At 55.9% G+C, this 21,142-nt stretch carries 17 protein-coding genes and 1 pseudogene; 11 read left to right on the forward strand and 7 right to left on the reverse strand.

Translation table 11 applies throughout. The annotated features are described in order from the left end of the window. Positions 1-65: 65 nt before the first annotated feature. Together QZ822_RS02565 and QZ822_RS02570 are read right to left on the reverse strand one after the other, a co-directional pair. Positions 66-1,295 (reverse strand): DNA cytosine methyltransferase, encoded by a 1,230-nt coding sequence (locus tag QZ822_RS02565; RefSeq protein ID WP_210399282.1) that lies wholly within the window; start codon positions 1,293-1,295, stop codon positions 66-68. 106 nt (positions 1,296-1,401) lie between these two features. Beyond that, positions 1,402-2,331, reverse strand: coding sequence for a HaeIII family restriction endonuclease (locus QZ822_RS02570; RefSeq protein ID WP_294642353.1), 930 nt, complete (start codon positions 2,329-2,331; stop codon positions 1,402-1,404). A gap of 129 nt (positions 2,332-2,460) precedes the next feature. Between QZ822_RS02570 and QZ822_RS02575 the strand changes: the two are divergent. From QZ822_RS02575 to QZ822_RS02610, 8 genes and pseudogenes are all read left to right on the forward strand, one after another. Next, a pseudogene (locus tag QZ822_RS02575) lies at positions 2,461-2,978 on the forward strand (DUF3427 domain-containing protein); the annotation flags it as partial. Between the two features lie 556 nt (positions 2,979-3,534). Beyond that, entirely contained in the window at positions 3,535-4,269 is a 735-nt protein-coding gene (locus tag QZ822_RS02580; RefSeq protein WP_294642354.1) for a DUF6318 family protein, read from the forward strand. Between the two features lie 287 nt (positions 4,270-4,556). Beyond that, complete coding sequence (locus tag QZ822_RS02585) at positions 4,557-5,447, forward strand: peptide ABC transporter ATPase (protein WP_294642356.1); 891 nt, start codon at positions 4,557-4,559, stop codon at positions 5,445-5,447. Between the two features lie 853 nt (positions 5,448-6,300). After that, positions 6,301-7,206: a hypothetical protein gene (locus tag QZ822_RS02590; protein WP_294642359.1), complete on the forward strand. Its 906-nt coding sequence runs from the start codon at positions 6,301-6,303 to the stop codon at positions 7,204-7,206. A gap of 622 nt (positions 7,207-7,828) precedes the next feature. Beyond that, the gene (locus QZ822_RS02595; RefSeq protein WP_294642360.1) at positions 7,829-8,242 is read left to right on the forward strand and encodes a metal-sensitive transcriptional regulator; all 414 of its coding nucleotides are present in this window, start codon (positions 7,829-7,831) and stop codon (positions 8,240-8,242) included. A 62-nt stretch (positions 8,243-8,304) separates the two neighbouring features. Continuing rightward, the gene (locus QZ822_RS02600; RefSeq protein WP_070684673.1) at positions 8,305-8,520 is read left to right on the forward strand and encodes a heavy-metal-associated domain-containing protein; all 216 of its coding nucleotides are present in this window, start codon (positions 8,305-8,307) and stop codon (positions 8,518-8,520) included. Positions 8,521-8,549: 29 nt separating this feature from the next. Next, the gene (locus QZ822_RS02605; RefSeq protein WP_294642364.1) at positions 8,550-8,936 is read left to right on the forward strand and encodes a chorismate mutase; all 387 of its coding nucleotides are present in this window, start codon (positions 8,550-8,552) and stop codon (positions 8,934-8,936) included. 203 nt (positions 8,937-9,139) lie between these two features. After that, entirely contained in the window at positions 9,140-11,662 is a 2,523-nt protein-coding gene (locus QZ822_RS02610) for a cation-translocating P-type ATPase (RefSeq protein WP_294642446.1), read from the forward strand. Positions 11,663-11,906: 244 nt separating this feature from the next. Here QZ822_RS02610 and QZ822_RS02615 read toward each other — a convergent pair whose 3' ends face one another. From QZ822_RS02615 to QZ822_RS02625, 3 genes are all read right to left on the reverse strand, one after another. Continuing rightward, on the reverse strand, positions 11,907-12,563 hold the full coding sequence (locus tag QZ822_RS02615; RefSeq protein ID WP_294642365.1) for an NAD(P)H-dependent oxidoreductase: 657 nt from the start codon (positions 12,561-12,563) through the stop codon (positions 11,907-11,909). Positions 12,564-12,688: 125 nt separating this feature from the next. Further along, positions 12,689-14,122 (reverse strand): MATE family efflux transporter, encoded by a 1,434-nt coding sequence (locus QZ822_RS02620; RefSeq protein ID WP_294642366.1) that lies wholly within the window; start codon positions 14,120-14,122, stop codon positions 12,689-12,691. Between the two features lie 80 nt (positions 14,123-14,202). Next, complete coding sequence (locus QZ822_RS02625; protein WP_279754454.1) at positions 14,203-14,595, reverse strand: RNA-binding S4 domain-containing protein; 393 nt, start codon at positions 14,593-14,595, stop codon at positions 14,203-14,205. Positions 14,596-14,920: 325 nt separating this feature from the next. Here QZ822_RS02625 and QZ822_RS02630 point away from each other — a divergent pair, with 325 nt between their 5' ends. Continuing rightward, positions 14,921-15,748: a UDP pyrophosphate synthase gene (locus tag QZ822_RS02630; protein WP_294642370.1), complete on the forward strand. Its 828-nt coding sequence runs from the start codon at positions 14,921-14,923 to the stop codon at positions 15,746-15,748. A 109-nt stretch (positions 15,749-15,857) separates the two neighbouring features. Here the strand turns inward: QZ822_RS02630 and QZ822_RS02635 are convergent, their stop codons facing one another. Beyond that, entirely contained in the window at positions 15,858-17,072 is a 1,215-nt protein-coding gene (locus tag QZ822_RS02635) for an ABC transporter permease (RefSeq protein ID WP_294642372.1), read from the reverse strand. Positions 17,073-17,230: 158 nt separating this feature from the next. Here QZ822_RS02635 and QZ822_RS02640 point away from each other — a divergent pair, with 158 nt between their 5' ends. Next, positions 17,231-17,854 (forward strand): TetR/AcrR family transcriptional regulator, encoded by a 624-nt coding sequence (locus QZ822_RS02640; protein WP_294642375.1) that lies wholly within the window; start codon positions 17,231-17,233, stop codon positions 17,852-17,854. A gap of 113 nt (positions 17,855-17,967) precedes the next feature. Continuing rightward, positions 17,968-19,077 carry a sucrase ferredoxin gene (locus tag QZ822_RS02645; RefSeq protein WP_294642377.1) on the forward strand — a complete coding sequence of 370 codons (1,110 nt, stop codon included), beginning with the start codon at positions 17,968-17,970 and terminating at the stop codon, positions 19,075-19,077. A gap of 87 nt (positions 19,078-19,164) precedes the next feature. Here QZ822_RS02645 and QZ822_RS02650 read toward each other — a convergent pair whose 3' ends face one another. Continuing rightward, positions 19,165-20,838: an NAD-dependent succinate-semialdehyde dehydrogenase gene (locus QZ822_RS02650; protein WP_294642379.1), complete on the reverse strand. Its 1,674-nt coding sequence runs from the start codon at positions 20,836-20,838 to the stop codon at positions 19,165-19,167. Positions 20,839-21,142 lie beyond the last annotated feature (304 nt).

The raw sequence follows: 21,142 nt of genomic DNA on the forward strand, positions 1-21,142 counted from the left end.
TTAGTTGGGCATGTAAAAGGAGGTGCAGTAGCTTTTGGGCTACTGCACCTCCTTCATACAGTTTTTTAGCTATACAACTCATTGTCGTACATAAATTGCAGAATCGGTCGTGATATCTTTTCTGCTAGAAAAACAGGAACTGCATTACCAATCTGCTTATACTGTTCATTTAGCTGGTTATTTATTGCTGTATTCTTATTACCCTTAGAAAAATAATACCAATCAGGAAATGTTTGAACCCGAGCACATTCTCGAACAGACATACGACGATTTATGTCACCTTGGAACTTCCACTCATCTTTACCCAGTTTTTTCATTGGTTCACCACCGGGATACTGGGGAGCCTGACGACCAGAAGCCTGAATCGTAAATGATTGCTCTTCCCAATTCTTTTTTCGATTTCGAGACATATACATAGAGCTGTAGCTACTATCAAAGACATCTTCAGCATCTACGGGCAAGTCACCGATAGCTTCGCGTAGAGTCACATAAGGGAAATTCCTACCTGGACCATGCGTAGGCTCAGGGAGTTCGTATTTATAGCCATATTTTTCCACAATATCATTTCGAGTACCGATGATAAATACTCGCTCTCTAATTTGGGGAACACCGTAGTCTCGAGCGTTCACAAGATGAGCTACAACCTGATATCCTGCTGCCGAAAAATCCTCAGTAATCTGCTTAAGGACCTGTCCATTTGCCATGGTCATCAATCCCTTGACATTCTCAGCAATAAAGAAAGCAGGCTTTGAATGGATCAAGGCTCGGATATAGTGGATGTATAAGAAATTTCGCGGGTCATCCAGGAGTCTCGGACCCGCAACACTGAACCCAGGGCAAGGGAAGCCGCCGAGCATCAAGTCGCTTTCAGGAAAATGAACTACTTTACGAATGTCACGAGAGTCCTTAACTACAGATTTTCCAAAGTTCTCGACATAACTTTCATTGGCAGCGATAAATAGGTCATTTGAATAAATAAAATCAATATTATCTGCAGCTTCTTCAAACTTTTTCTTATCCTTAAGCAGTTCGTACGCTTGATCGGAACCATACTTGCAAGCAACAGCTGCTAGCTTAACGCCAAGGTCCAAACCGCCAGCACCACTAAACAATGAAGCAACTTTCACCGTATTTGCGCGTCCTGAAATTCTGGCAAGCATATCTTCCTCAAGCTTACGCGTTACAGGCGTGGAGTGCTTCTCGACTTCCGCTTCTTCCTCTTTAATCTTCATCTCAAGAACCTCTTGCACTTCATGAGGTGCATACGTCAAAGATGAACGAAACTGAGGTGACATGCTTCTTGGCATAATCTTGAACTCCCTAAATCTCTAGCCTCAGGCCAAACATTTGTATGGCCTGAGGCTAGTATAGCGCACTTATCAGAAAAAGGCCAGTCTTAGATTATTGCTTTCCTTCAATGGTGATTCCTGCCGGCTTTCCAATAATGCGCACATCAAACTTCATGCTTACTTCAACTTTTGAAGATGCATTATGGATCCTAAAACTCAATACCCAATCATTATCAAGAACCATAATAAGGGTATTTTCAGACACTTTCCCTAATTTATCTTTTTTGAAATTGAAATCAATTAATCTAGTTGGCATTTTAACACTGTTAGGCACTTCACCATCTAGTACATACCGCTCCATAATATATTTATTCTTCATTGAAATAAATTTATAGAAATCTTGGGCGCCAATAACATGCTTTAGTAGCTTAGATATAATTTCCTCACCATGCCTGTCATATGCGCGCATAATCTCACTTTGGAATGCCTTTAGCAAGGGAATATAGATAGAGTTTTCTTTGTCGAGCGAAGACTCTTCCCATTTAACGCCCTTATTCTTTTTCAGGAGATCAAAAATAGGTCCAGTTTCTTTTTTATACTCAATAGAAACTGGGACTCCGTACCATTTATACCCAAAGTCAATTGTTGGTGAAAGTCGCGAATGTCGTGCAGCATCATTATTTATTTTTAGCGATACTCCAACAACTTTATCTCCAGATTTTCCAGAAGATTCAATAATAAGATCCCTCACATCTGCAGAATCTCGAGCTTTATCATCACTTTGAAGATACAAATGATTTTTCGCGCCGTACTCAAGAATGTGCACCTCACGACCCAAAATCAAATCCACGCCGAATTGTGCCCTGTTTTTATAATCTTCTTGAATAGAGGGATCATGCTCATCGTAGAACTTTTTTGCTGTATGAGTTGCATTATTTTCTACGAGTTCAGCGTGACCACCAGCCGCAATTATTTCATTCATCATGACCTGCATGAAGGCATTTTCAAATGCTTTGCCATGGGAAGCAGATTTACCAGACATACCTAGCTCCTTTGCATTGAGTACGAACATACAAGATCTTCTCACATGCTCTTCTTGTTAATCAAACATCTTTTTCGCCTCTTCTCTAAGACACAAGACTTCTTCTAGCAGCCAAAACTTCTCAACACCGGTACGGATACCACCTCCACCCTGCCGCTCTTTGAGGGCGAAGACGTCCCCCTGCGCACTCATGCTCTCTACTCCCGTGAGGAACTATTTGCCGGTTTAGGTGGTCATGAGGAAACTTTAAGATTCCTGGTGCTTCAGTTAACGGTGTCATACCCTTCAACTCATCAAACACCACCGCGCTACTGGTGACGCTGGAGAAGTCTAAAAAGCACTTCTCCCCAACCACCATGTACAAAAACTACACCATCAGCACCTCGGAGTTCGCGTGGGATTCACAGAACGCAACGACTCCCGAAGATGAGCCTGGTCAGCTCTTCCAACACCACGAAGAGTTGGGGCGCCGTATCGTTCTTTTCGTTCATCGCAATAAAACGGATGCTATAGGCACCAGCCCCTACATGTGCCTGGGCACCGTGAAATACATTTCTCACGAGGGCTCCAAGCCGATGCATATTCGCTGGTCGTTGGACCGACCGATGCCGGCGTCCATGTTCCAGATCGCAAAGATTGCCTCGTAGGCGCTGAATAACCGCAGCAGGAGGTCCCGGATACAGAAGTCGGGGCCGCTCTGCCTTTTAGACCGAGGTTTTCGATAGGTTAGTGCCTTCACCGTGGGTCTTTAACCCGCAGTGAAGACACTAACCTATCGACGAAAAGGCTAAATCATAACCAATAACCGGCTCTCACCTACCTGGCGCAGCCGGAGATCCGGTCATGGGTTACGGATTTGTGCCATAGGTTAGTGTCTTTGGTCGTAGTTAAAAACCATGGTCGAAGACACTAAACCATGGCACAAATTCTGCTGCGGCGGCGCCTCCGCAAGTGCAGAGATATTTGATGCATAAAGCAATGAAATATCCGAATAGTGATGATTCATCACCGTAGCTACCAAAAGAATGCAAACGACGGCAAACATGCGGTAGGGTGGTAACTGTAGTGTTCCATAGCGCATTGATGCGTTTGTTGGGTGCGCTACGGGGCTGTTTTTCTTCCGGCAGTCAGTTTGACCTGTGAATAACGGTCTGACTAGTAACTAAATAACACACCATCACCGACGATAGGAGCATACCTTCTATGGATTCGACCATTTTCAACCGCCGTACCCTGCTGGGCAGCGGCACACTTGTGGGCATTGGCGCCCTGCTTGCGGCGTGCGGCCAGCAGGCTAATAACGAGGCGGCAGCCACCGCCTCCGCCACGCCGAGCGATACGACTTCGGCTTCTGCCGCAGCATCTGATGCGGCTTCCGCTACTCCGAGCCCGGTCATTACCCGCGGCTACTCCGGCGGCTCAAAGGCACCGGATGGGGAGTATCGCAAGGCCGATGGCCACGGTCCTGCACAGAATGTTCCTCTACCGAAAGCCAAGCCGCAGCAGTACCCCGAAACCTTTGCTGGTCTCCGTGAGATGATGATTGACTGGATTAAAGCTAGAAACTACGGTATTCAAACTGGCGATATGCGATATGTAAAACCTTACATGTTGGATACGTACAAAGAAGATCTTAAATTCCTTAAGGATATCGAGGATCTTTATCAGCGCGGCGGTTGGGTTATTGCTGGACTCTCAGATTTTCAGGCAGAAAGCGAACTTAATTACGACGATAAAGCAAAAGAGTATTGGGTTCTTACTCGACGCCTTTGGACCTACGCCATCTACGTCAACCCTGACGGAAGTAGAATTGAACGTTCTAATACCAATCATGAAAATGAAATTTTCATGATGCGTTATCGCTATAAGGATGGTTATTGGTATTTGTCTTCTTATGTTTCTAATAAGAATCTGCGTGAACAGGGTGTTATTAAATAATGTATAAAAAGTCTCTCGTTATAGCCTGCGTATCATTCCTTATAAGTTTTACAGGACCAGTTTCACATCAGCTACATGCTGTAGAAGATACATCAGATGCTAATAATCATAGTATTTCAGATACGCAAGCATCTTTTAATGTTTCATCTGAATATGATGATGGTATGGACCAAGAAAATCAGCAGAGTGCACCAACCAACCAAGAGACTGCACAGGATAATCTTATAACTGCAGATCAACAGCAACAGCAAAAGTTTGAGGAGACACATTATCTTGCAAATGATGGCATGGGCGGTCAATATTACGCTTCAACCACCGATAAAGACTCCTGCGTCACCGCTGATGGTCAGCCAGGACAGTATTTCCGCACCTGGATGATGCCTGACGACGGCAACGACTACTCCGGATACTACAGCACCTCCGGCATCGGCACCTTCTGCAACCCAGTAGAATCCCGCACCCTATCCGCCAATAACCCCGGAGAACCTCGTAAGCCAAGCCCTGCTGAAATGCATCAAGAAATTGAAGACAAATTCGCCAACACCGATATCCGACCCCCTATCCTCAAGCAGTCCTATAACTCCGGTAATGGCACCGGCAGAGCTAAGGGCGACCCGAATATCTACAAGGGCGACAACATCAATTTCTACGCTGAAGCCCCCACCGCTTATTGGGAAGGCGAGCTCTCGGCCGGTCACGTTGAAATCGAGTCTTATCCGGTGCAGATGACCATCCAGTACGGCAACGGTGACGAGGGCAGCTTCTACACCATCGGTGAGCCCATCTACCCGGAGTCAGGCTCAAAAGCGCGACCGACCGCGACCAGTTATGCGTATCAGCGTTCGGGCAATTTCCACGCCTACGCAACGGTTTCTTATGCTGGTCGGTACCGCGTTAATGGTGGCCCGTGGCAGGCTATGCGTACTGTCGTTAAGAAGGACACTGCTGAACCGTTGCTGATTCGTGTGTGGTGGACCGACGTGGGCCGTGTGGCAGGTGACTGCAGCTATGACGATACTCGTTGGGGTTGCAAGAACGATCCGACGATGGGCAAGAAGGATAACCCGAACCCGCGCCTGCGCAAGGCCGACATTCGTACCGGTCAGCGCTGGCACCTGAACAATAGTGGTGATGGGGACACGGAGTATTCGTTGCACCGCGACTGGCCCGATATGTAAAGCCGCTCCCCGTGGGTCTTATGCTGAGAAGCCACATGTTCGCCGAGAAGCCACTTCTTGTATGGCTTTTCGAGACACATGTGGCTTCTCGGCTATCGGGTTCCTCTCTTCGGCTAGTCTGTTTTCTCCTTTCCCAAAAAGTAGACAGATCCAAAAGTGACGAATTTTCAGACATTCCCCAAATGTAGCTTCATGCCCAAAAACACAGAAAATGATATCTATAAATAGCCAACTAAACGGAAAGTATGATAACAAATCATATCAATAAAGTACTCAGAAAGAAATCAAAAATCGCCATAAGTTTCCTCCTGGTGACAGGGTATATTAATTCTCTATTCATTGTGAATAAATAATGTAAAATGTCCCTTGCGCAAAGTTTAGCAATTTATACAAGCACGGAGATACCTAGGTTCACCACAACTATTCAAATCCTGCACCACCACTGAAGCTCCAGAACGCTGCAAGCATCTCACTCAGGTAGAAAACGCAATCAAACCGTCAAATAAATCATATAGTTACCCCATAACTACTTATAAGTCTGCAAGTATGACTCCTAAATAGAAAGTCAAGAGGCTTTCCGTCTCAATTAAAGACATACAGAAAGAAAGATACACAATCATCAGTACAGAGATTGCCAGGTGCATCTATGTGCCTTACAATCCATTATTGATAGCAAGGCGGTTTGAAATTTTGCCTACGGCAACTGCTGGAAGCAGCATAACTCTTTAGGAGGTTGAAGAGTAGGTTTCTACTGTCAGATTCAGATTCCTATGAATAACTTATCAATGTTGTTTCAAAGGAATCTAAATTCCAATAACTAATCACACCAATACCACACTAAGGAATTGAAATCATGCCAAATTCTAACGCAACAGAAAAAGAAATTATAGCCCACTTCAGAAATGCCGGTAAGGTAAATTACAAAGAGAACGATTATGAAATTAAGGGTCTAGGAAAACCAAGATCTGCCTCCAATGGGGAGCCCAAGACAGACATATATATCCTTCTTTCGAATGGCCATGAAACACACGAGTTAAAAATATCCCACAAAAAAAGTAATGCAGACTTCCTTGAAAACAAAATAAGCCGGGAAAGGGCACAGCAAATATTTGGCGAACACTGGGAAGAAGAAATTATTAATTTAACGTCTACCCTGAAAGAGACATTTAATAAAAGGCCCGTTATTTATAAAGATAAATTTCGCAAAACCGAGAAAGGATCCATCACTCTTGGCTGGAAATTTGAAATCGTAAATAAACCAAGTGGTCACCTAACAGGTCCCCTAAACCTGTCGCCCGATCAAATATATAATGTATATTCTGGAGCGAATCTTTCAGATGACAAAAGGAACGCCTACCTAGACCACCCCTCCAACCCAATCATTCCTAACTCCGGTGTAGCAAATTATATCCTAATAGCAGATAAAGTAAATTCTGCACAAGAGATAATTGATAGCCTGATTCCCATCAGGGAATATGTGAATCAAAATCCCGATCTTTACTTTACGTGCAAAGCATTAAACTACAGGACGTTTAAAATGAAATATGATGGAAATCGACCGCTATCTGTTCAAGTTGACTGGAAAATTGAATCCAATAAACTAACTCATAAAATTATTTTCGATAAACCACTAACATTTAATGGAGCAGAATCAGCAGATCGCTTAGTCAATTGCCTAGAAATTCTTTCAATCAAGACAACAGATGACATTAATGCGGAGAATTCAGATTTGAAAGCTGTCTATCAACAGGAAAAATAAACACAACACGCATACGGCCGAAGGGGACGATAACGGTGACGGGGATACGGAGTATTCGTTGCACCGCGACTGGCCCGACATGTAAATCAGTTCTAACCCGACATATAAATAACCGTAGCAGGCGACCCCGGATGCATGTACATCCGGGGCCGCCTGTTTTGGTATGCCGAAATTTCTGCAGAAGCGGCGCCTCCACGCGGGTGAAAATTCGGTCATGACTTAACAATTTCAGTCATGACTTAGCGTCTTTGGCGATGGTTAAAACCCCAGCCCAAAGTCACTAACTCATTACCGAAAACACTAAATCATTACCGGATCCCGCCCGCCTACCTGGCTCAGACGCAGATCCGGTGATGAGCTACGGATTTGTGCCATAGGTTAGTGTCTTTGGTCGTAGTTAAAAGCCATGGCAGAAGACGCTAAACCATGGCACAAATTCTGCGGGGAGGTACAGCTCCTTCATATCGAAAAGCCACATGTGTTTCGAGAAGCCACAATAATGGTGGCTTTTCGAAAGACATGTGGCTTCTCGGCGTAAAAAGCCTCGGTATGAAAACCCATACCTCGTAATAACCCGTAACACCCCCTTGCGGTATACCCCCCTAGGGTATACACTTAAGCCATGGAAATCACCAGCAACCAGTGCTGCCACAGCACATCCGACCATGTCAGCACCGCATCCGGCGCCCCCACCGAGGCGCGCACCGGCGCATGCTGCAGCGGCGAGGCGCCCGAAACCCAGTACGGTTACGCCTCCAACAAAGAGGCGCACCTCAAGCGCCTGCGCCGCATCGAAGGGCAGGTCCGTGGCATCGCCCGCATGGTCGACGAAGACAAGTACTGCATCGACATCCTCACCCAGGTTGCCGCAGTCTCCAAGGCGCTCCACGCCGTCTCCCTGAACCTGCTCGAAGAGCACATCGGCCATTGCGTGACCGGCGCCGCCGTCGAATCCGAACGCACCGGCGACCCGACCATCGCAGAGGCCAAGGTCAAAGAGGCAACCGCCGCGATCTCCCGCCTCATGCGTAGCTAAACGCGCAGCCCCAAACACCGGGCAGCCCCAAGTTTTCAACCCATTACCGAAAGGAAATCATCATGAGCACCACCACCGTTAAGGCAACCGGCCTGACCTGCAACCACTGCGCTATGAGCGTCAGCGAAGAGGTCCGCGAAGTTCCCGGCGTGACCGGCGTGACCGTGGACGTCGTCAAGGACGGCGTCTCCACCGTGACCATTGAGCACGAGGGCACCCTCAACACCCAGGCCGTCGCAGACGCTATTGTGGAGGCTGGCTTCACCCCCGCTGTCTAGCGCGGCAGTCGGCTCGATTAGGAGTCATCATGGCTTATCCTCCGCAGTACATTGCGATGATTGTTGGCGCGGTCCGCACCCTTGTCGGCACCGAAAACATTCACCTGCGCGACGCGATTGCCCGCGTTGCCAGGCAGATGAATCTGGATGCGGCGCTGGTCGATTCGTGGGTGAAGCAGAGCCCCGAATATACGGCGCGTGAAGATGCGACTGGTGCCGCGCGTCGTAGCGGCACGAGCGCGAATAAGCGTTCCGCCGAGCACGAGCAGGGCGTGAAGGCGCGCGAGAAGGCGAACGCTTCGCCGTTCCCGCGGGCTGCCGTGAAGCGTGCGTACGGCGTGTCTGATCGTGGCGCGAAGGTGACCGGTATTCGCCCGCACACGAGCAGGCCGGATGGGCTGCCCGGCGACCACTAAGCCGCGGCTTTCACAGCCGTAGCCTTACTCGCGCCGCCGCGTTCACAGCCCCGCGGTTTTACCCGCAGCTTCACCCTCGCGTACTCTCGGCACCGCGCCCTGATACTGCACCAAACACCACCCGGGGCGGGGTCCTTCGGGACCCCTCCCCCGGCTTGGCGTGTGCCTTTTTCTACCCTCCCGTTTTTGAGTTTTGAGGAAGTATTGTGTCTTCTACACAGCCTTCACTAACCACCCGTGAGCCCTCATCACAGAGTGAGCGCTCTCTTTTTAATACTGCCGGAACGACCGTAAAATCAACGGAGTCAACCCGAATTATCCACGTAGATATCCAGGGTATGACCTGCGCATCCTGCGTGGGTCGCGTGGAGCGTAAGCTCCGCAAAATCCCCGGCGTTGACCCGGCGGTGAACCTGCCGCTGGAGTCGGCGCGCGTCATCGTACCCGAGGGTGTGAGCGACGAGCAGATTGTTGAGACCATCAACAATGCCGGCTATACGGCGCACCTCAAAAACGGGCCGCGCGCGGGCGCTGGAACGAACGCGAGCGCATCCGGCGGCAACCATCACAGCACCCCGAGCATGAATGGCGGCTTCACCGACCGCATTATTTATGCGGCGATTTTGGGTGTGCCGATTTTCTTGATTTCGATGTTCCCGTCGTTCCAGTTCCCGAATTGGGGTTGGGTTGTGGCGGTTCTGACTGCGCCGGTCGCGTTTTGGTGTGCTGCGCCGTTCCATCGTGCGGCGCTTATTAATGCGCGTCATGGCTCGTCCACGATGGATACGCTTGTGTCTCTCGGCGTGGTGTTGGCGTATTTCTATTCGCTGGCGCAGCTGCTCATGAACCCGGCGTTGACGGCGCATGTGCATCATGCGGGCGGTAGTTTCTGGTCGATGTTTACCGGCAACCATGCGCCGCTGTATTTTGATTCGGCATCCATGGTGACGCTGTTCTTGCTGATTGGCCGCGCGATTGAGCACCGTACTCGCAACCGTTCTTCGGAGGCGCTGCGCACCCTGCTGAGCATGGGCGCGAAGGAGGCGACTCTGCTGCGCACCGATAAGCAGGGCGTGACGAAGCAGGTGCAGGTTCCGGTGGAGGACCTCATGCCGGATGACCTGTTCCTGGTGCGCCCGGGTGAGAAGATTGCCACGGATGGTGTGGTGGTTGAGGGTACCTCCGCGGTGGATGCGTCCCTGTTGACGGGTGAATCTGTGCCGGTTGAGGTGCATCCGGGTGATGCGGTCACGGGTGCGACGGTGAATACGTCTGGTTCGTTGACGGTGCGTGCGACCCGTGTGGGCGCTGAGACGACTCTGGCGAAGATGGGTGAGCTGGTGGCGAGCGCGCAGGAGACGAAGGCTCCGATTGCTCGCCTGGCGGATCGTGTTTCTGCGGTGTTTGTGCCGGTGGTTTTGGTGATTTCGGCGCTGACCCTGGTCGGTTGGTGGCTGGTTTCTGGTGACGGTTCGGCGGCGTTTAATGCGGCGGTGACGGTGCTGGTGGTGGCGTGCCCGTGCGCTTTGGGTTTGGCTACTCCGACGGCGCTGCTGGCGGGTACGGGTCGCGGCTGGCAGTTGGGCATTTTGATTCGTAATGCGCAGGTGCTGGAGGCGACGAGCACGGTTGATCGTGTGGTGCTGGATAAGACCGGTACGGTGACGACTGGTGAGATGTCTGTGGCGTTCTACGGCACTTTTGATGACTATGAGTCGGCGGGTGATTTTGCCGGTATTTCGCCGGAATCTACCGGTTCCAAGAACGAGCGTTCCCTGTCTGTTCTGCGTGATGCCGCCGCCGTGGAGGCGCTGAGTGAGCACCCAATTGCCCGCGCGATTGCCGGTTTTGCCCGTGAGCAGGGCGTGCTGGCGGAGGGCGCTTCGGCACCGAGTGTGAGCGGCTTTGAGGGTGTTCCCGGAGGCGTGCGCGGCGTCGTGCTGAGCGGCGCGGGTGAAGGCGCTGAGAGTGGCGCCGAGTATGGCACCTCCCAGCTGGTTGTTGTGGGTACTCCCGAGTACCTGCAGGCGGCGGGTGCGCAGCTGAGCGAGGCTCAGTTGGCTCTACTGGATCAGGCTCGCCGGGCGGGTCTGACGACCGTGGTTGTCGCCCGCGGCGAGGCCCCGAACGATGAGGCCGCCGAAGATGCTCCTGCCCTGCAGCCGGTCGGCATGATTTCGGTTGCCGACACCCCCAAGCCGGAGGCGGCAGAAACCATGGCGCAGCTGCGTGAGCTCGGCATGGAGCCGATCCTGCTCACCGGTGACGCCCCGCAGGTTGCGCAGGCGATCGCCTCGCAGGTCGGTATTTCGGCTGAGAACGTGTACGCCGGCGTGACCCCGGAGGGTAAGTCGCAGGTGATTGAGAAGTTGCAGGCTGCCGGTCACCGCGTGGCGATGGTCGGCGATGGCGTGAATGACGCCCCGGCGCTGGCTCTTGCTGAGCTGGGCATTGCGATGGGTTCGGGCACGGACGTTGCCGCGGAGGCAGCCGATATTGTGCTGACCCGTTCGGATGTTGCTTCAGTGGTGACGGCACTGCGTCTCTCCCGCGCTACGCTGCGCACCATTAAGTCGAACCTGTTCTGGGCGTTCGCCTACAATTCGGCGGCTATTCCGGTTGCCGTGGCGGGCCTGCTGAACCCGATGATTGCGGCTGCGGCAATGGCGTTTAGTTCGGTGTTTGTGGTGCTGAATTCTATGCGTCTGACGGCGTTTAGGAAGTAACGCCCTGCCGTTATACAGAATGAATCGCCCCGCGCGATTTCAAACGAAAATTTCAAAAGTGCATCTCACCGTGCTTTTCGCACTGTAAAAGATATAAAGAAATGCACCGCCCGTGTAAAGGCGGTGCATTTCTTTATATTTAGTTTTCACGGGCGGCGGCTTGAACACCTAGCTCAAACGCCCCGCCCGGAAGCCCGTACTCAAGAGCCCGGCAAGAAAACCTCGCCGAGCACCCGGCAGAACCTTACGCCCAGGTGACCAGGTCCTCGATGGAGCGGCGGCTCTTCGGCGCAATTTCGCGGGCACGGTAGCCGAAGGTCACAGCCACGGATACGCCGTACTCCTCCGGGTCGAACAGGCCTGCAGAAGCGAGCAGCTCGTTCACTGCATCGTAGTCCATACCCTCGATGGGGCAGGAGTCAATGCCGAGCATAGCGGCGCCGGTCATCATGTTGCCCAGGGCGATGTAGGTCTGCTTAGACGCCCAGTCGAAGAGCGCGCGGTCGCTTTCCAGAACCTTAATGCAGTTCTTCTGGAAGTCGCTGTAGCGTTCGAGTGCGGCCTCCATCTGCTCCTCGGTGAGGTCGCGGCCTTCGAGGGTGCGGCGCATCCACGGAGTGTCGTAGCGCAGGCCCTTCTTCGCCAGCAGAATGACCACGTGGCTTGCGGCATCAAGCTGACCGACCATGCCCCAGGCGATTGGCTTGAGCTTTTCGCGCAGTTCGGGGTCCTGAATGACCAGGAACTTCCACGGTTCGGTACCGACGGAGCTGGGCGACAGGCGCGCAAATTCGAGGATTGCGGCGAAGTCTTCGTCGCTGATGCGGCGGTCGGGGTCGTAGGCGCGGGTTGCGCGGCGGCGGGCGAAAATTTCGAGAGCTTCTTCGCGGGTTACGGTCACGGTTTCATCCTTTGCATGAGGGTTTCAATACCCTGTCATGCTACACCTGCGGAGGGTGCGGGCGGTCTAATTGTGAGCCATTACGCCCAAAGCACGTATGCGCAAAACAATCAGGCTCGAAGGGTTTAGGCACCGGCTTTCATCCACACATCCGAGCGGGCGCGGCGACCGAAAATGACCGCGCGGATTCCCTGGAAGTACAGAATATACGCCGCCCACAAGCCGCAATACCCGGCGAGCGCATCCATGGTGCCGGCACCGACCGCCCAGTGCAGGCCGAGCATGACCGGCACGTACATGACGAGCATGATGAAGCAGCCGATTGCCAGGTATTTCACGTCCTGCGCCCCCATGAGGATGCCGTCCAGGGTGAACACGTAGGCGGCGATGGGCTGGCCGAGCGCGATGATGACGGTGGCGATGGTGAAGAGGAACGCCACCTGCGCATCCTGAGTGAATAGCCAGGAGCCAAAGAAGCCGATGAGCGGGCAGATCAGGCCGGTGATAACGCCGTAGATGAGGCTCATGCGTAGCAGCCGGTTTTTCAATTGGCGCACTTTCACGCGTTCGGATTCTACAGCCAGGTCGCGTTCGCCGAGTTCCTTGCCGAGTAGCGCCTGGGCGGCGATGGCGAGGGAGTCCAGGGCGTAGAGGAAGAGGTTAAACACGCCCATGCCGAGCTGGTAGGCGGCGGTGTGTTCGGTGCCGAATCGTGCCACGACGAACACGGTCAGCAGGGAGGCGATGCGCATGGACAGGGTGCGCAGCATGAGCCAGGAGCCGAGGGACAGCACCGAACGCATGCCGGCGACGTCGGGTGCCCAGCGCACGGCGTGCTCGCGGGTGCCGCGCATCATGACCACGCCGAGCGCGGCAGCCATGCCCCACTGGGTGAGGGAGGTGCCGGTCGCCGAACCAGCGACACCCCAGCCGACCGGGTAGATGAGCAGCCAGTTCAGCGCAATGTTCACGAGCGTGCCGACCGTGGCGACTTTGAGTGGGGTGACGGTGTCTTGCAGTCCGCGGAGCGTGCCGACCTGCGCGAGGATTATCATCATCGGCGGGATGCCCCAGAGCGAGTGGTGCAGGTAGTCGAGGGCGTAGCTGATGGTTTCGTCGGTTGCGCCGAGGCCGCGCAGAAGCGGGTCTGCGAAGGCGTATCCGGCGATCATGAGGAGCATGCCGAGGCCGAATGCGACCCACACGCCGTCCACGCCGATCTGCCAGGCGCGGCGCAGGTTCTTCTCACCGAAGGCGCGCGCCACGGCGGGCGTGACGGAGTATGCGAGGAAGTTCATGAGGCCCACGACCGTGGTGACGAGCGTGGCGGCGATACTCATGCCGGCGAGTTCTGCCTTGCCGAGCTGGCCGATGAGGGCGGAGTCGGTGAGCACGAAGATGGGTTCGGCGATGAGCGCGCCGAAGGCGGGTACGGCGAGGGCGAGGATGCGCCGGTTCAGCGAAGGCTCGGTGGTATTGGCGCTGGGGTTCGCGGCGCGCGCAGTATCGCCGGGCGCGGTGCCGCCGGGTTCAGTATTCTGGTGCTTCTGTGTGCTCATCCCTCTAGGCTACTCCCCGCCGCCGCGGCGGGTGCCTGCGCGCGGGGCGGGGTGCACTCCGTGAGATGCGCTTTAGGCGGTTAGGCTCCTCGGCCGCGCAGTTCGTCGAGGGCGCGGCGTTCCTTCTTGGTGGGGCGGCCGCTACCTCGTTCGCGTTTGGCGACCGGCGGCATGGAGAGGTAGGCGGGGCGCGGGCCGGAGAGGTCTTCGTAGCAGGTGACGGCGATGGGTGCGCCTACGCGTTTGACGAGGAGTTTTTCGACTTTGAAGACGCGTTCCCAGCCGGGATAGCGGACCTTGACGATGTCGCCTTTTTTGAGTTTTTGGGAGGGTTTGGCGGGGGCGTCGTTGACGCGCACGTGGCCGCCTTTGCATTCGTCGGCGGCGAGGGAACGGGTTTTAAAGATGCGCACTGACCAGAGCCAGAGGTCGAGCCTGGCGCTGGTTAGTGCGGTGGTGTCTTCTGCGGTCATGTGTTCATTGTGGCGCGAGGCGGGCGGGGCACCAAATCAGGTGCGCCCGCCTGCCCGTCCTGCGCTTGTGCTGTTTTCGCACTGTTTTCGCACTGTTTCCGCGGTATTTTTGCTGAACTGAGCCGTGACCTGCGCAAACCCACCATGCGGCAGAAAAATTTTCTAGCGCACGCACCAGCCTATTGAGCGCCAACTAGCTTCCACTAGGGGTATTGTTAAGTCACCTTCTCAAGAAGTGTTCTCAAGGCCACCTAGTTCGCGTGGCCTACGGGGGGGGTGTGGCCGCGACGCCACGGGCTCCCTGTAACAGATTGGATATAACACCATGTCAGCTTTGAAAAAGCTTCTGGCGGCTGCCCTCATCAGCACTGTGCTATCTTCTTGCTCCTTCGGTCCTTCTCTAGAGAAGGACGAAAGCGCCCGCGCTATTTTCGACGTAGAAAATGACCGGGTGATCCTACCCCTGGACGCATACAACACCGCCGGCAAGGGCGAATACTTCACCAAAGCCCTTGAGCTCGCCCGCAAAAAGTGCTTTGCCGAACACGGGCAACACTACGAGATGTTCGTCCCCACCGAAGGATCCGGCAGGAACCTCGGCAGAACCTACGGAATCTGGAATGTTGAGCGCGCCCAAAAATACGGCCTCCACGAGCCCAATGAATCGAATACGCTGGATCTGTCCTCCCCTGCGCCCTCCTCCGACCCTGGGAAGGATGTCAGGACCGAATGTTATCAGCGCGCCGTCGATGAGATGAAGCAAATTGGAGAGATACCATTCGGCTCCACTACGTATACGCGTTTGGAAACCGATGCCCGAAACGCCGCAGGCGATAGACAGCTCAAAAAATCCCTCGACGACGAGTGGAAGCGATGCGTCAAGAATAAGGGCCTCACCCCCGATAGTGAGATGACCGTCAAGGAATCGAAGAATATTCCTCAGAGCGCCGTCGCCTCCGAGGAAGAAATTCGAATCGCCGTCATCCAGGCGCAATGCAATCAGGATGTAGGCCGTTCGCAGAAGCTCTACGATTTGGAGGCGCAGTACCAGAAGCCGCTCATCGCCAAGAACCAGGCAGCCCTGGAGAATGAGCTCAAAGAATTCAAACGCAAGGATGAGCAGTTCAAACAGTACGTGCTCGACAACCAGTAACAGCGCATAACAGCCGGTAATAGTCGGTATGCCGAAAGGGTGTGTGTCGTGTTCAGTGAACACGGCACACACCCTTTTCTGTATGTACTAGCTGCCTAGCCCGCAGCGGTTATGCCTCCACCTTTGCGGGGCGGCGTTCCTTCAGCGCCCAGCCGATCACGCCGGCGAGCAGACCGAAGGCAATCCAGGAACCGAGCACCAGCCACTGGTCACTCGTTGCAGCCTCCGGGAAGTACGCGATGGAACGCAGCAGGGTCGAGGAGGCACCCGGAACCATCATCTGACCGATAGCACCCCAGGCACCGGGTAGGAAGACGCTCGGCATGCTTGCCCCCGAAATCGGGTTGCCGATGAACATGGTGATGACGGCACCTACACCCAGACCGACAATCGGCGCCGTCAGGGCACTCACGCCCACGATGAAGGAGGCGGTCGCCAGGTAGGTGGCGCTGAATGCTGCCCACAGGGTTGCGAAGTCACCGGGAATTAGGCCGAACCAGACGTTCAGGATCAGGGCGGTGAGTGCGCCACCAATGACGGCGTAAAGGGTAGCGGTGACGAAGCGGCGCCAGGTACCGTTCACGCGCAGAGCAGAGAAGGAACCACCCAGAATACCACCGATGACCAGCGGGAACGCAGAGATAGCGATACCGGAACCGGAGGAGTCACTTTCGCTCAGGGGCACTACGGCGGTGGTCTTCACGGTCATAGCCGAGGCTTTTTCAGTTTCCGCCTTCATCTGCTCCAGCTGGGCGGCAGCCTGTGCGCCCTGCTCACCGCCAGCTTCAATAGCCTGGGTGAGTGCCTGAGTCTTAGCAGCGAGTGCCTGATGCTGAATTTGTGCATTCAGCTGAGTGGCGACGCCGTTGAGCATCTGGGTTGCTGCGGCGTTAGCGGCGGGGGCGGTGAGAACTTCGGGGGCGGCACCTTCGGTGAAGACGATAGCGCCGTAGGTTTCGCGCTGCTTGATTTGGTTTTCGGCGTCTTCGCGGGAGGTGGCCTGCTTCAGTTCGAAGGTTTCGATGCCGCGGTCTTTGAGAGATTGCTCAAATTGGCTGACGGTCACTTCGGGGCCGGTGATGGAGACGGGCAGGTTTTTCGCTTCCATGGTTTTGGTAGGCCATGTGAAGGCGAGGATAACAACCGCAACGATTAGGGATGCCAGCAGCGAGGTGCTGATGACCTTGAGCCAGGAGGAACGGTCGGTGGTTTCTTGTGCGCTTGCTTCTGCAATGCTCTTGGCCGAGATCTTCTGGGATGTGCGCTCGGGGGCTGCTGCGGTCACTGCTTCTGCGGTGACTGCGGTGGCGGTTTCGTTGTTCATGACAATCTCCAAACAAAATGCATATTTCGTTTACGAGTCAGAACTCTACTCTCGGTTTTTACCAAGCGCAAACGAAATAACTATTTTGTTTGCAAGGTCACAAAAAGAATCGGTGTTGTGTTTACACATTCTCTAACCCCACCCCCTAGACTGGAACCATGCCCCGACTAACAGACGCCACCAAAGCCGCACGCCGAGCCCAAATCATCGAAGCCGCCGTTAGCTGCTTCCTCGAAAAGGGCTACACCAACACCTCCATGAGCGACATCATCAAAACCTCCGGACTGTCCTCCGGGTCCATCTACTCGCACTTCTCCGGCAAAGAAGACATCCTCAACACCGCCATCAACGAGCGCCTCAACAACATCAAGGAGATCTACGAAACACTCCCCCAAGGCGCAGGCCCCCAAGACATTCTCGAAACCATCCACACGAACCAGCTGGTAAACGACAATTTCTCTGCCATGCTGCGCATCCGCCTTGAGTCGCTCCACGCACCCGAAATCGCCAGGGCAACCGCGGACATCATGCCCCTATTGCAGGGCATCATCGTAAAGACCCTCACCCCCTGGGCGGCCGAACAGCTCAGCGTTCTGCACGAGATCAACCCCGATCCGGCGCAGCGCACCCCCGAACAGGCAGCGCTCATCACCGACTACGCTCGCGACACCGCGGACGCCCTCATGATGGTCTTCCAGGGGTACATGCTCCGCTCATTCTTCGGTAGCACCGAAGAGAAGGACCGCCTCTACCGCGTCGCTTTGGCGCTCCTTCCTGAGTAGTTGACCACCCGATAGCCCCTGAAAATCACCCTTGAACAGTTGTTTTTCAGCATTTAGACCACACAGGGGCAACATAGGTCATTCACATCCTGCAGGCGTAGAATCGAGGAACTATGACTGAATCCTGCACCCCCGCCACCCCCGAGCCGCGCGCCAGCGACCCCGCCGAGCTAAACAACCTGCGCGCCGCGCACGCCGATGAGCTCTCCTCCCGCACCCGCGCCACGAGCATCCCGGCGGACTCCTGCTCCCTCTACGACGACGAGGCGCTCGGCGGCACCGCCGGACGGGCCACCGCCTGGCTGGCGCTCGAGCACGTGGGCCAGTGGGGCCGTGACGTACTGGATGGCTCCGCCCTGGGCGAGGAGCTTTCGGAGGCGTTGGGCGAGGCAGTCTCGCAGGCGGGGTTGAAGTTCCTACTGATCCGCCAGGCGGGCAGGGCGGGGCGCGTACTGCACGGCGCGCCGGATGCATCCGGCAACCCGACCCACCGGGTGCTCTACGCGCTCTGCACCCCGGGTGAGGAGAAGCTCTACTCGTTCAACGTGAGCACCCCCGAACAGCTTCTCGACCTACCCCTGGGCAACCCCCAGGAGTTGATTCAGGCGACCGGCGCGGAGCTCATGGATTCCCCCGCTATTCTCGTGTGCACCCACTCCAAGCGTGACCGCTGCTGTGCCCTGCGTGGTCGCCCCATTGCGGCGCACCTGGCGGATATCCTGCCGGCAAACGCGGTCTGGGAGTGCTCGCATACGGGCGGTCACCGCTTTGCCCCGGTCGGTATTATGCTGCCCACCGGCTACACCTACGGTCGCCTCTCGGAACCTTCGGCGCTGGCGGCGTACCTGTCGCTGGCGGGTCGTTCCATTCCGTCGCTGCACGGCCTGCGAGGCCGCAGCACGGATACTCCGGTGGAGCAGGCGGCGGAGGTTGCCGTACGCCTCGAACTGGAGAAAAAGGGTGAAGAAGTAACCTCTGGAGGTTTGGTTTCACGTGAAACATCGACAACGGAGGCACTGAGTACACTCCTCGAAGCGGGCATCGACCCCGCGGCAGATACCGCCGAACACCCCACCATGGAGGCGGCACTCACCTCCCACACCGACGGACGCACCTGGGTCGCCTTCTTCGAGCGGGTCGCCCTTGAGCCGCGCCCCAACTCGTGCGGCAAGGGTCCCGCGGATGCTTTCAGCCGCGAGCTGTGCGGTCTGTTCCAGCTCTAGCACCCGCACATGATTTAGACAGCACGAAGCCCCGGCGGGCACCTTCTCGGGTACCCGCCGGAGCTCCGTCATAACTAGTATTTCAGCCTACCCGGCGAACGGGTTCGGCGCGCCGATGTACTGCAGCTCGGTGTACTCCTCCAGACCCTCGGGGCCACCCTCGCGGCCCATGCCGGATTGCTTCACGCCACCGAAGGGTGCCGCCGCATTCGAGATAACACCGGAGTTGTACCCGATCAGACCGAACTCCAGACCAGCCGCCATGCGCGTAAAGCGCGGGTGGTTGCTCGTGTACACGTACGCCGCCAGGCCGTACTCGGTGTCGTTGGCGAGCTTCAGGGCGGTGCGTTCACCCTCCTCACCGTAGCCGCTGAACGTGGCGATCGGGGCGACGGGGCCGAAGATTTCTTCACGCCACACGCGCATCGAATCGGTCACGCCGGTCACCACGGTGGGGCGAATGAAGTTGCCCTTGTTCAGGTTCTTGGGCATGCCGCCGGTATCGCTCGGAACGTTCTCCTCAAGCTCAGGAATGTACCCGCCGCAGGCGAGGAGCGCACCCTTACCCAGGGCGTCTTCCACCATAAAAAGCATGGATTCAACCGCTGAAGGTTGAATTAGCGGTCCGCAGTCGGTTCCCTCGACGGTGCCGTCACCCACGACGGTCGCCTCCATACGCTCCACGAAGGCGCGGGTGAACTCTTCGGCAACGTCCTCGTGCACGATAAAACGGTTGGCGGCGGTGCACGCCTCGCCCATGTTCCTCATCTTCGCCGCGTAGGCGCCCTCCACGGCGGCGGGAATGTCCGCGTCCTCAAAGACGATGAACGGGGCGTTGCCGCCCAGCTCCATGGAGGTGCGCAGAACGTTCTGCGAGGCCTGTGCGAGCAGGGTGCGGCCCACGGCGGTGGAGCCGGTGAATGACACCTTCCGCAGGCGCTCATCGGCCATCAGTGCGGAGACAACCTCGCCGGTACGGGAGGTGGTCACCACGTTCAGCACGCCGTCCGGCAGGCCCGCCTCACGCATCAGGGAGGCAAAGTACAGGGAGCTCAGCGGGGTCAGGGAGGCGGGCTTGAGCACCGCGGTACAGCCCGCCGCGAGCGCCGGGGCGACCTTGCGTGCCGCCATGGCGAGCGGGAAGTTCCAGGGGGTAATCAGCAGGCAGGGGCCGACGGGGCGGCGTACGGTGGTAATCTGCAGCCCGGATTCGGGGGCGACCGCGGTGCGGCCGAAGTTGCGGGCGGCTTCTTCGGCGTACCAGCGCAGGTAGTTTGCCGCGTAGGCGACTTCGCCGCGGGACTGGTCGAGGGGCTTGCCCATTTCGAGGGTCATGAGCCGGGCAATGACTTCGGTGCGCTGCGTCATGAGCGTGTAGGCGCGGTTGAGGATGTCGGCGCGTTTGCGGGCGCTGGTTGCCGCCCATGAGGTGCGGGCGTCGCAGGCGGCGTCGAGTGCTTCGATGCCCTGTTCGATGCTGGCGTCGGCGACGTGCGCGAGGATTTGGCCGCAGGAGGGGTTGTGTACGGGGAAGGAGCCGTTGTCGCCGGTGACCCAGGTGCCGCCGATGAGCAGGTCGGTGGGCACGTAGAAGAAGGGGTAGGAGGGCCTCTCGTAGGGGTCGATGGGTTCACGCTGCGGCATGTTGATGCTTTGCATGTGCGGTTCGGTGCGGCCTCGCAGCTGGGCGGATTTCGCGGCGGTCTTTGCGGTGGGCTTTGCGGCGGGATTCTCGGCGGAGCTTTCGGGTGAGGTGGTCATGGCGTGCCTTTCGGGTTGGGGCGGCCGGTGCGGTCGACTCTGACGCTTTTAATTCTAGTCCCGCGCGCTCCCCTACCCCTCGAACCTGCACGCGCGCCTACACGCCCTTGCGCGCCTCGAACCGACCCGGCGGCTCTCTCCCCTCCCCGCCCCCACACGACCGCGGGCACGCCGAAGGGGGCCGCATCCACTGTGGATACGACCCCCTTCAGGTGGATTCTCGCTCGGTGCGCGAGAATCCTAGCTGGGGATTATGGAAGGCGTTGCCCGGAAGGGATGCTCGGTGTTGCATCCGCTCTGCCCG

It is taken from the genome of uncultured Rothia sp. (genome assembly GCF_916715725.1).
Lineage (GTDB): Bacteria > Actinomycetota > Actinomycetes > Actinomycetales > Micrococcaceae > Rothia.

Coding starts and splice junctions, on each gene's coding strand:
- QZ822_RS02645 (WP_294642377.1), top strand. CDS start 17,968: ATGACTGAATCCTGCACCCCCGCCACCCCCGAGCCGCGCGCCAGCGAC.
- QZ822_RS02600 (WP_070684673.1), top strand. CDS start 8,305: ATGAGCACCACCACCGTTAAGGCAACCGGCCTGACCTGCAACCACTGC.
- QZ822_RS02620 (WP_294642366.1), bottom strand. CDS start 14,122: ATGAGCACACAGAAGCACCAGAATACTGAACCCGGCGGCACCGCGCCC.
- QZ822_RS02565 (WP_210399282.1), bottom strand. CDS start 1,295: ATGTCACCTCAGTTTCGTTCATCTTTGACGTATGCACCTCATGAAGTG.
- QZ822_RS02625 (WP_279754454.1), bottom strand. CDS start 14,595: ATGACCGCAGAAGACACCACCGCACTAACCAGCGCCAGGCTCGACCTC.
- QZ822_RS02630 (WP_294642370.1), top strand. CDS start 14,921: ATGTCAGCTTTGAAAAAGCTTCTGGCGGCTGCCCTCATCAGCACTGTG.
- QZ822_RS02585 (WP_294642356.1), top strand. CDS start 4,557: ATGGGCGGTCAATATTACGCTTCAACCACCGATAAAGACTCCTGCGTC.
- QZ822_RS02570 (WP_294642353.1), bottom strand. CDS start 2,331: ATGTCTGGTAAATCTGCTTCCCATGGCAAAGCATTTGAAAATGCCTTC.
- QZ822_RS02640 (WP_294642375.1), top strand. CDS start 17,231: ATGCCCCGACTAACAGACGCCACCAAAGCCGCACGCCGAGCCCAAATC.
- QZ822_RS02650 (WP_294642379.1), bottom strand. CDS start 20,838: ATGACCACCTCACCCGAAAGCTCCGCCGAGAATCCCGCCGCAAAGCCC.
- QZ822_RS02635 (WP_294642372.1), bottom strand. CDS start 17,072: ATGAACAACGAAACCGCCACCGCAGTCACCGCAGAAGCAGTGACCGCA.
- QZ822_RS02605 (WP_294642364.1), top strand. CDS start 8,550: ATGGCTTATCCTCCGCAGTACATTGCGATGATTGTTGGCGCGGTCCGC.
- QZ822_RS02580 (WP_294642354.1), top strand. CDS start 3,535: ATGGATTCGACCATTTTCAACCGCCGTACCCTGCTGGGCAGCGGCACA.
- QZ822_RS02590 (WP_294642359.1), top strand. CDS start 6,301: ATGCCAAATTCTAACGCAACAGAAAAAGAAATTATAGCCCACTTCAGA.
- QZ822_RS02595 (WP_294642360.1), top strand. CDS start 7,829: ATGGAAATCACCAGCAACCAGTGCTGCCACAGCACATCCGACCATGTC.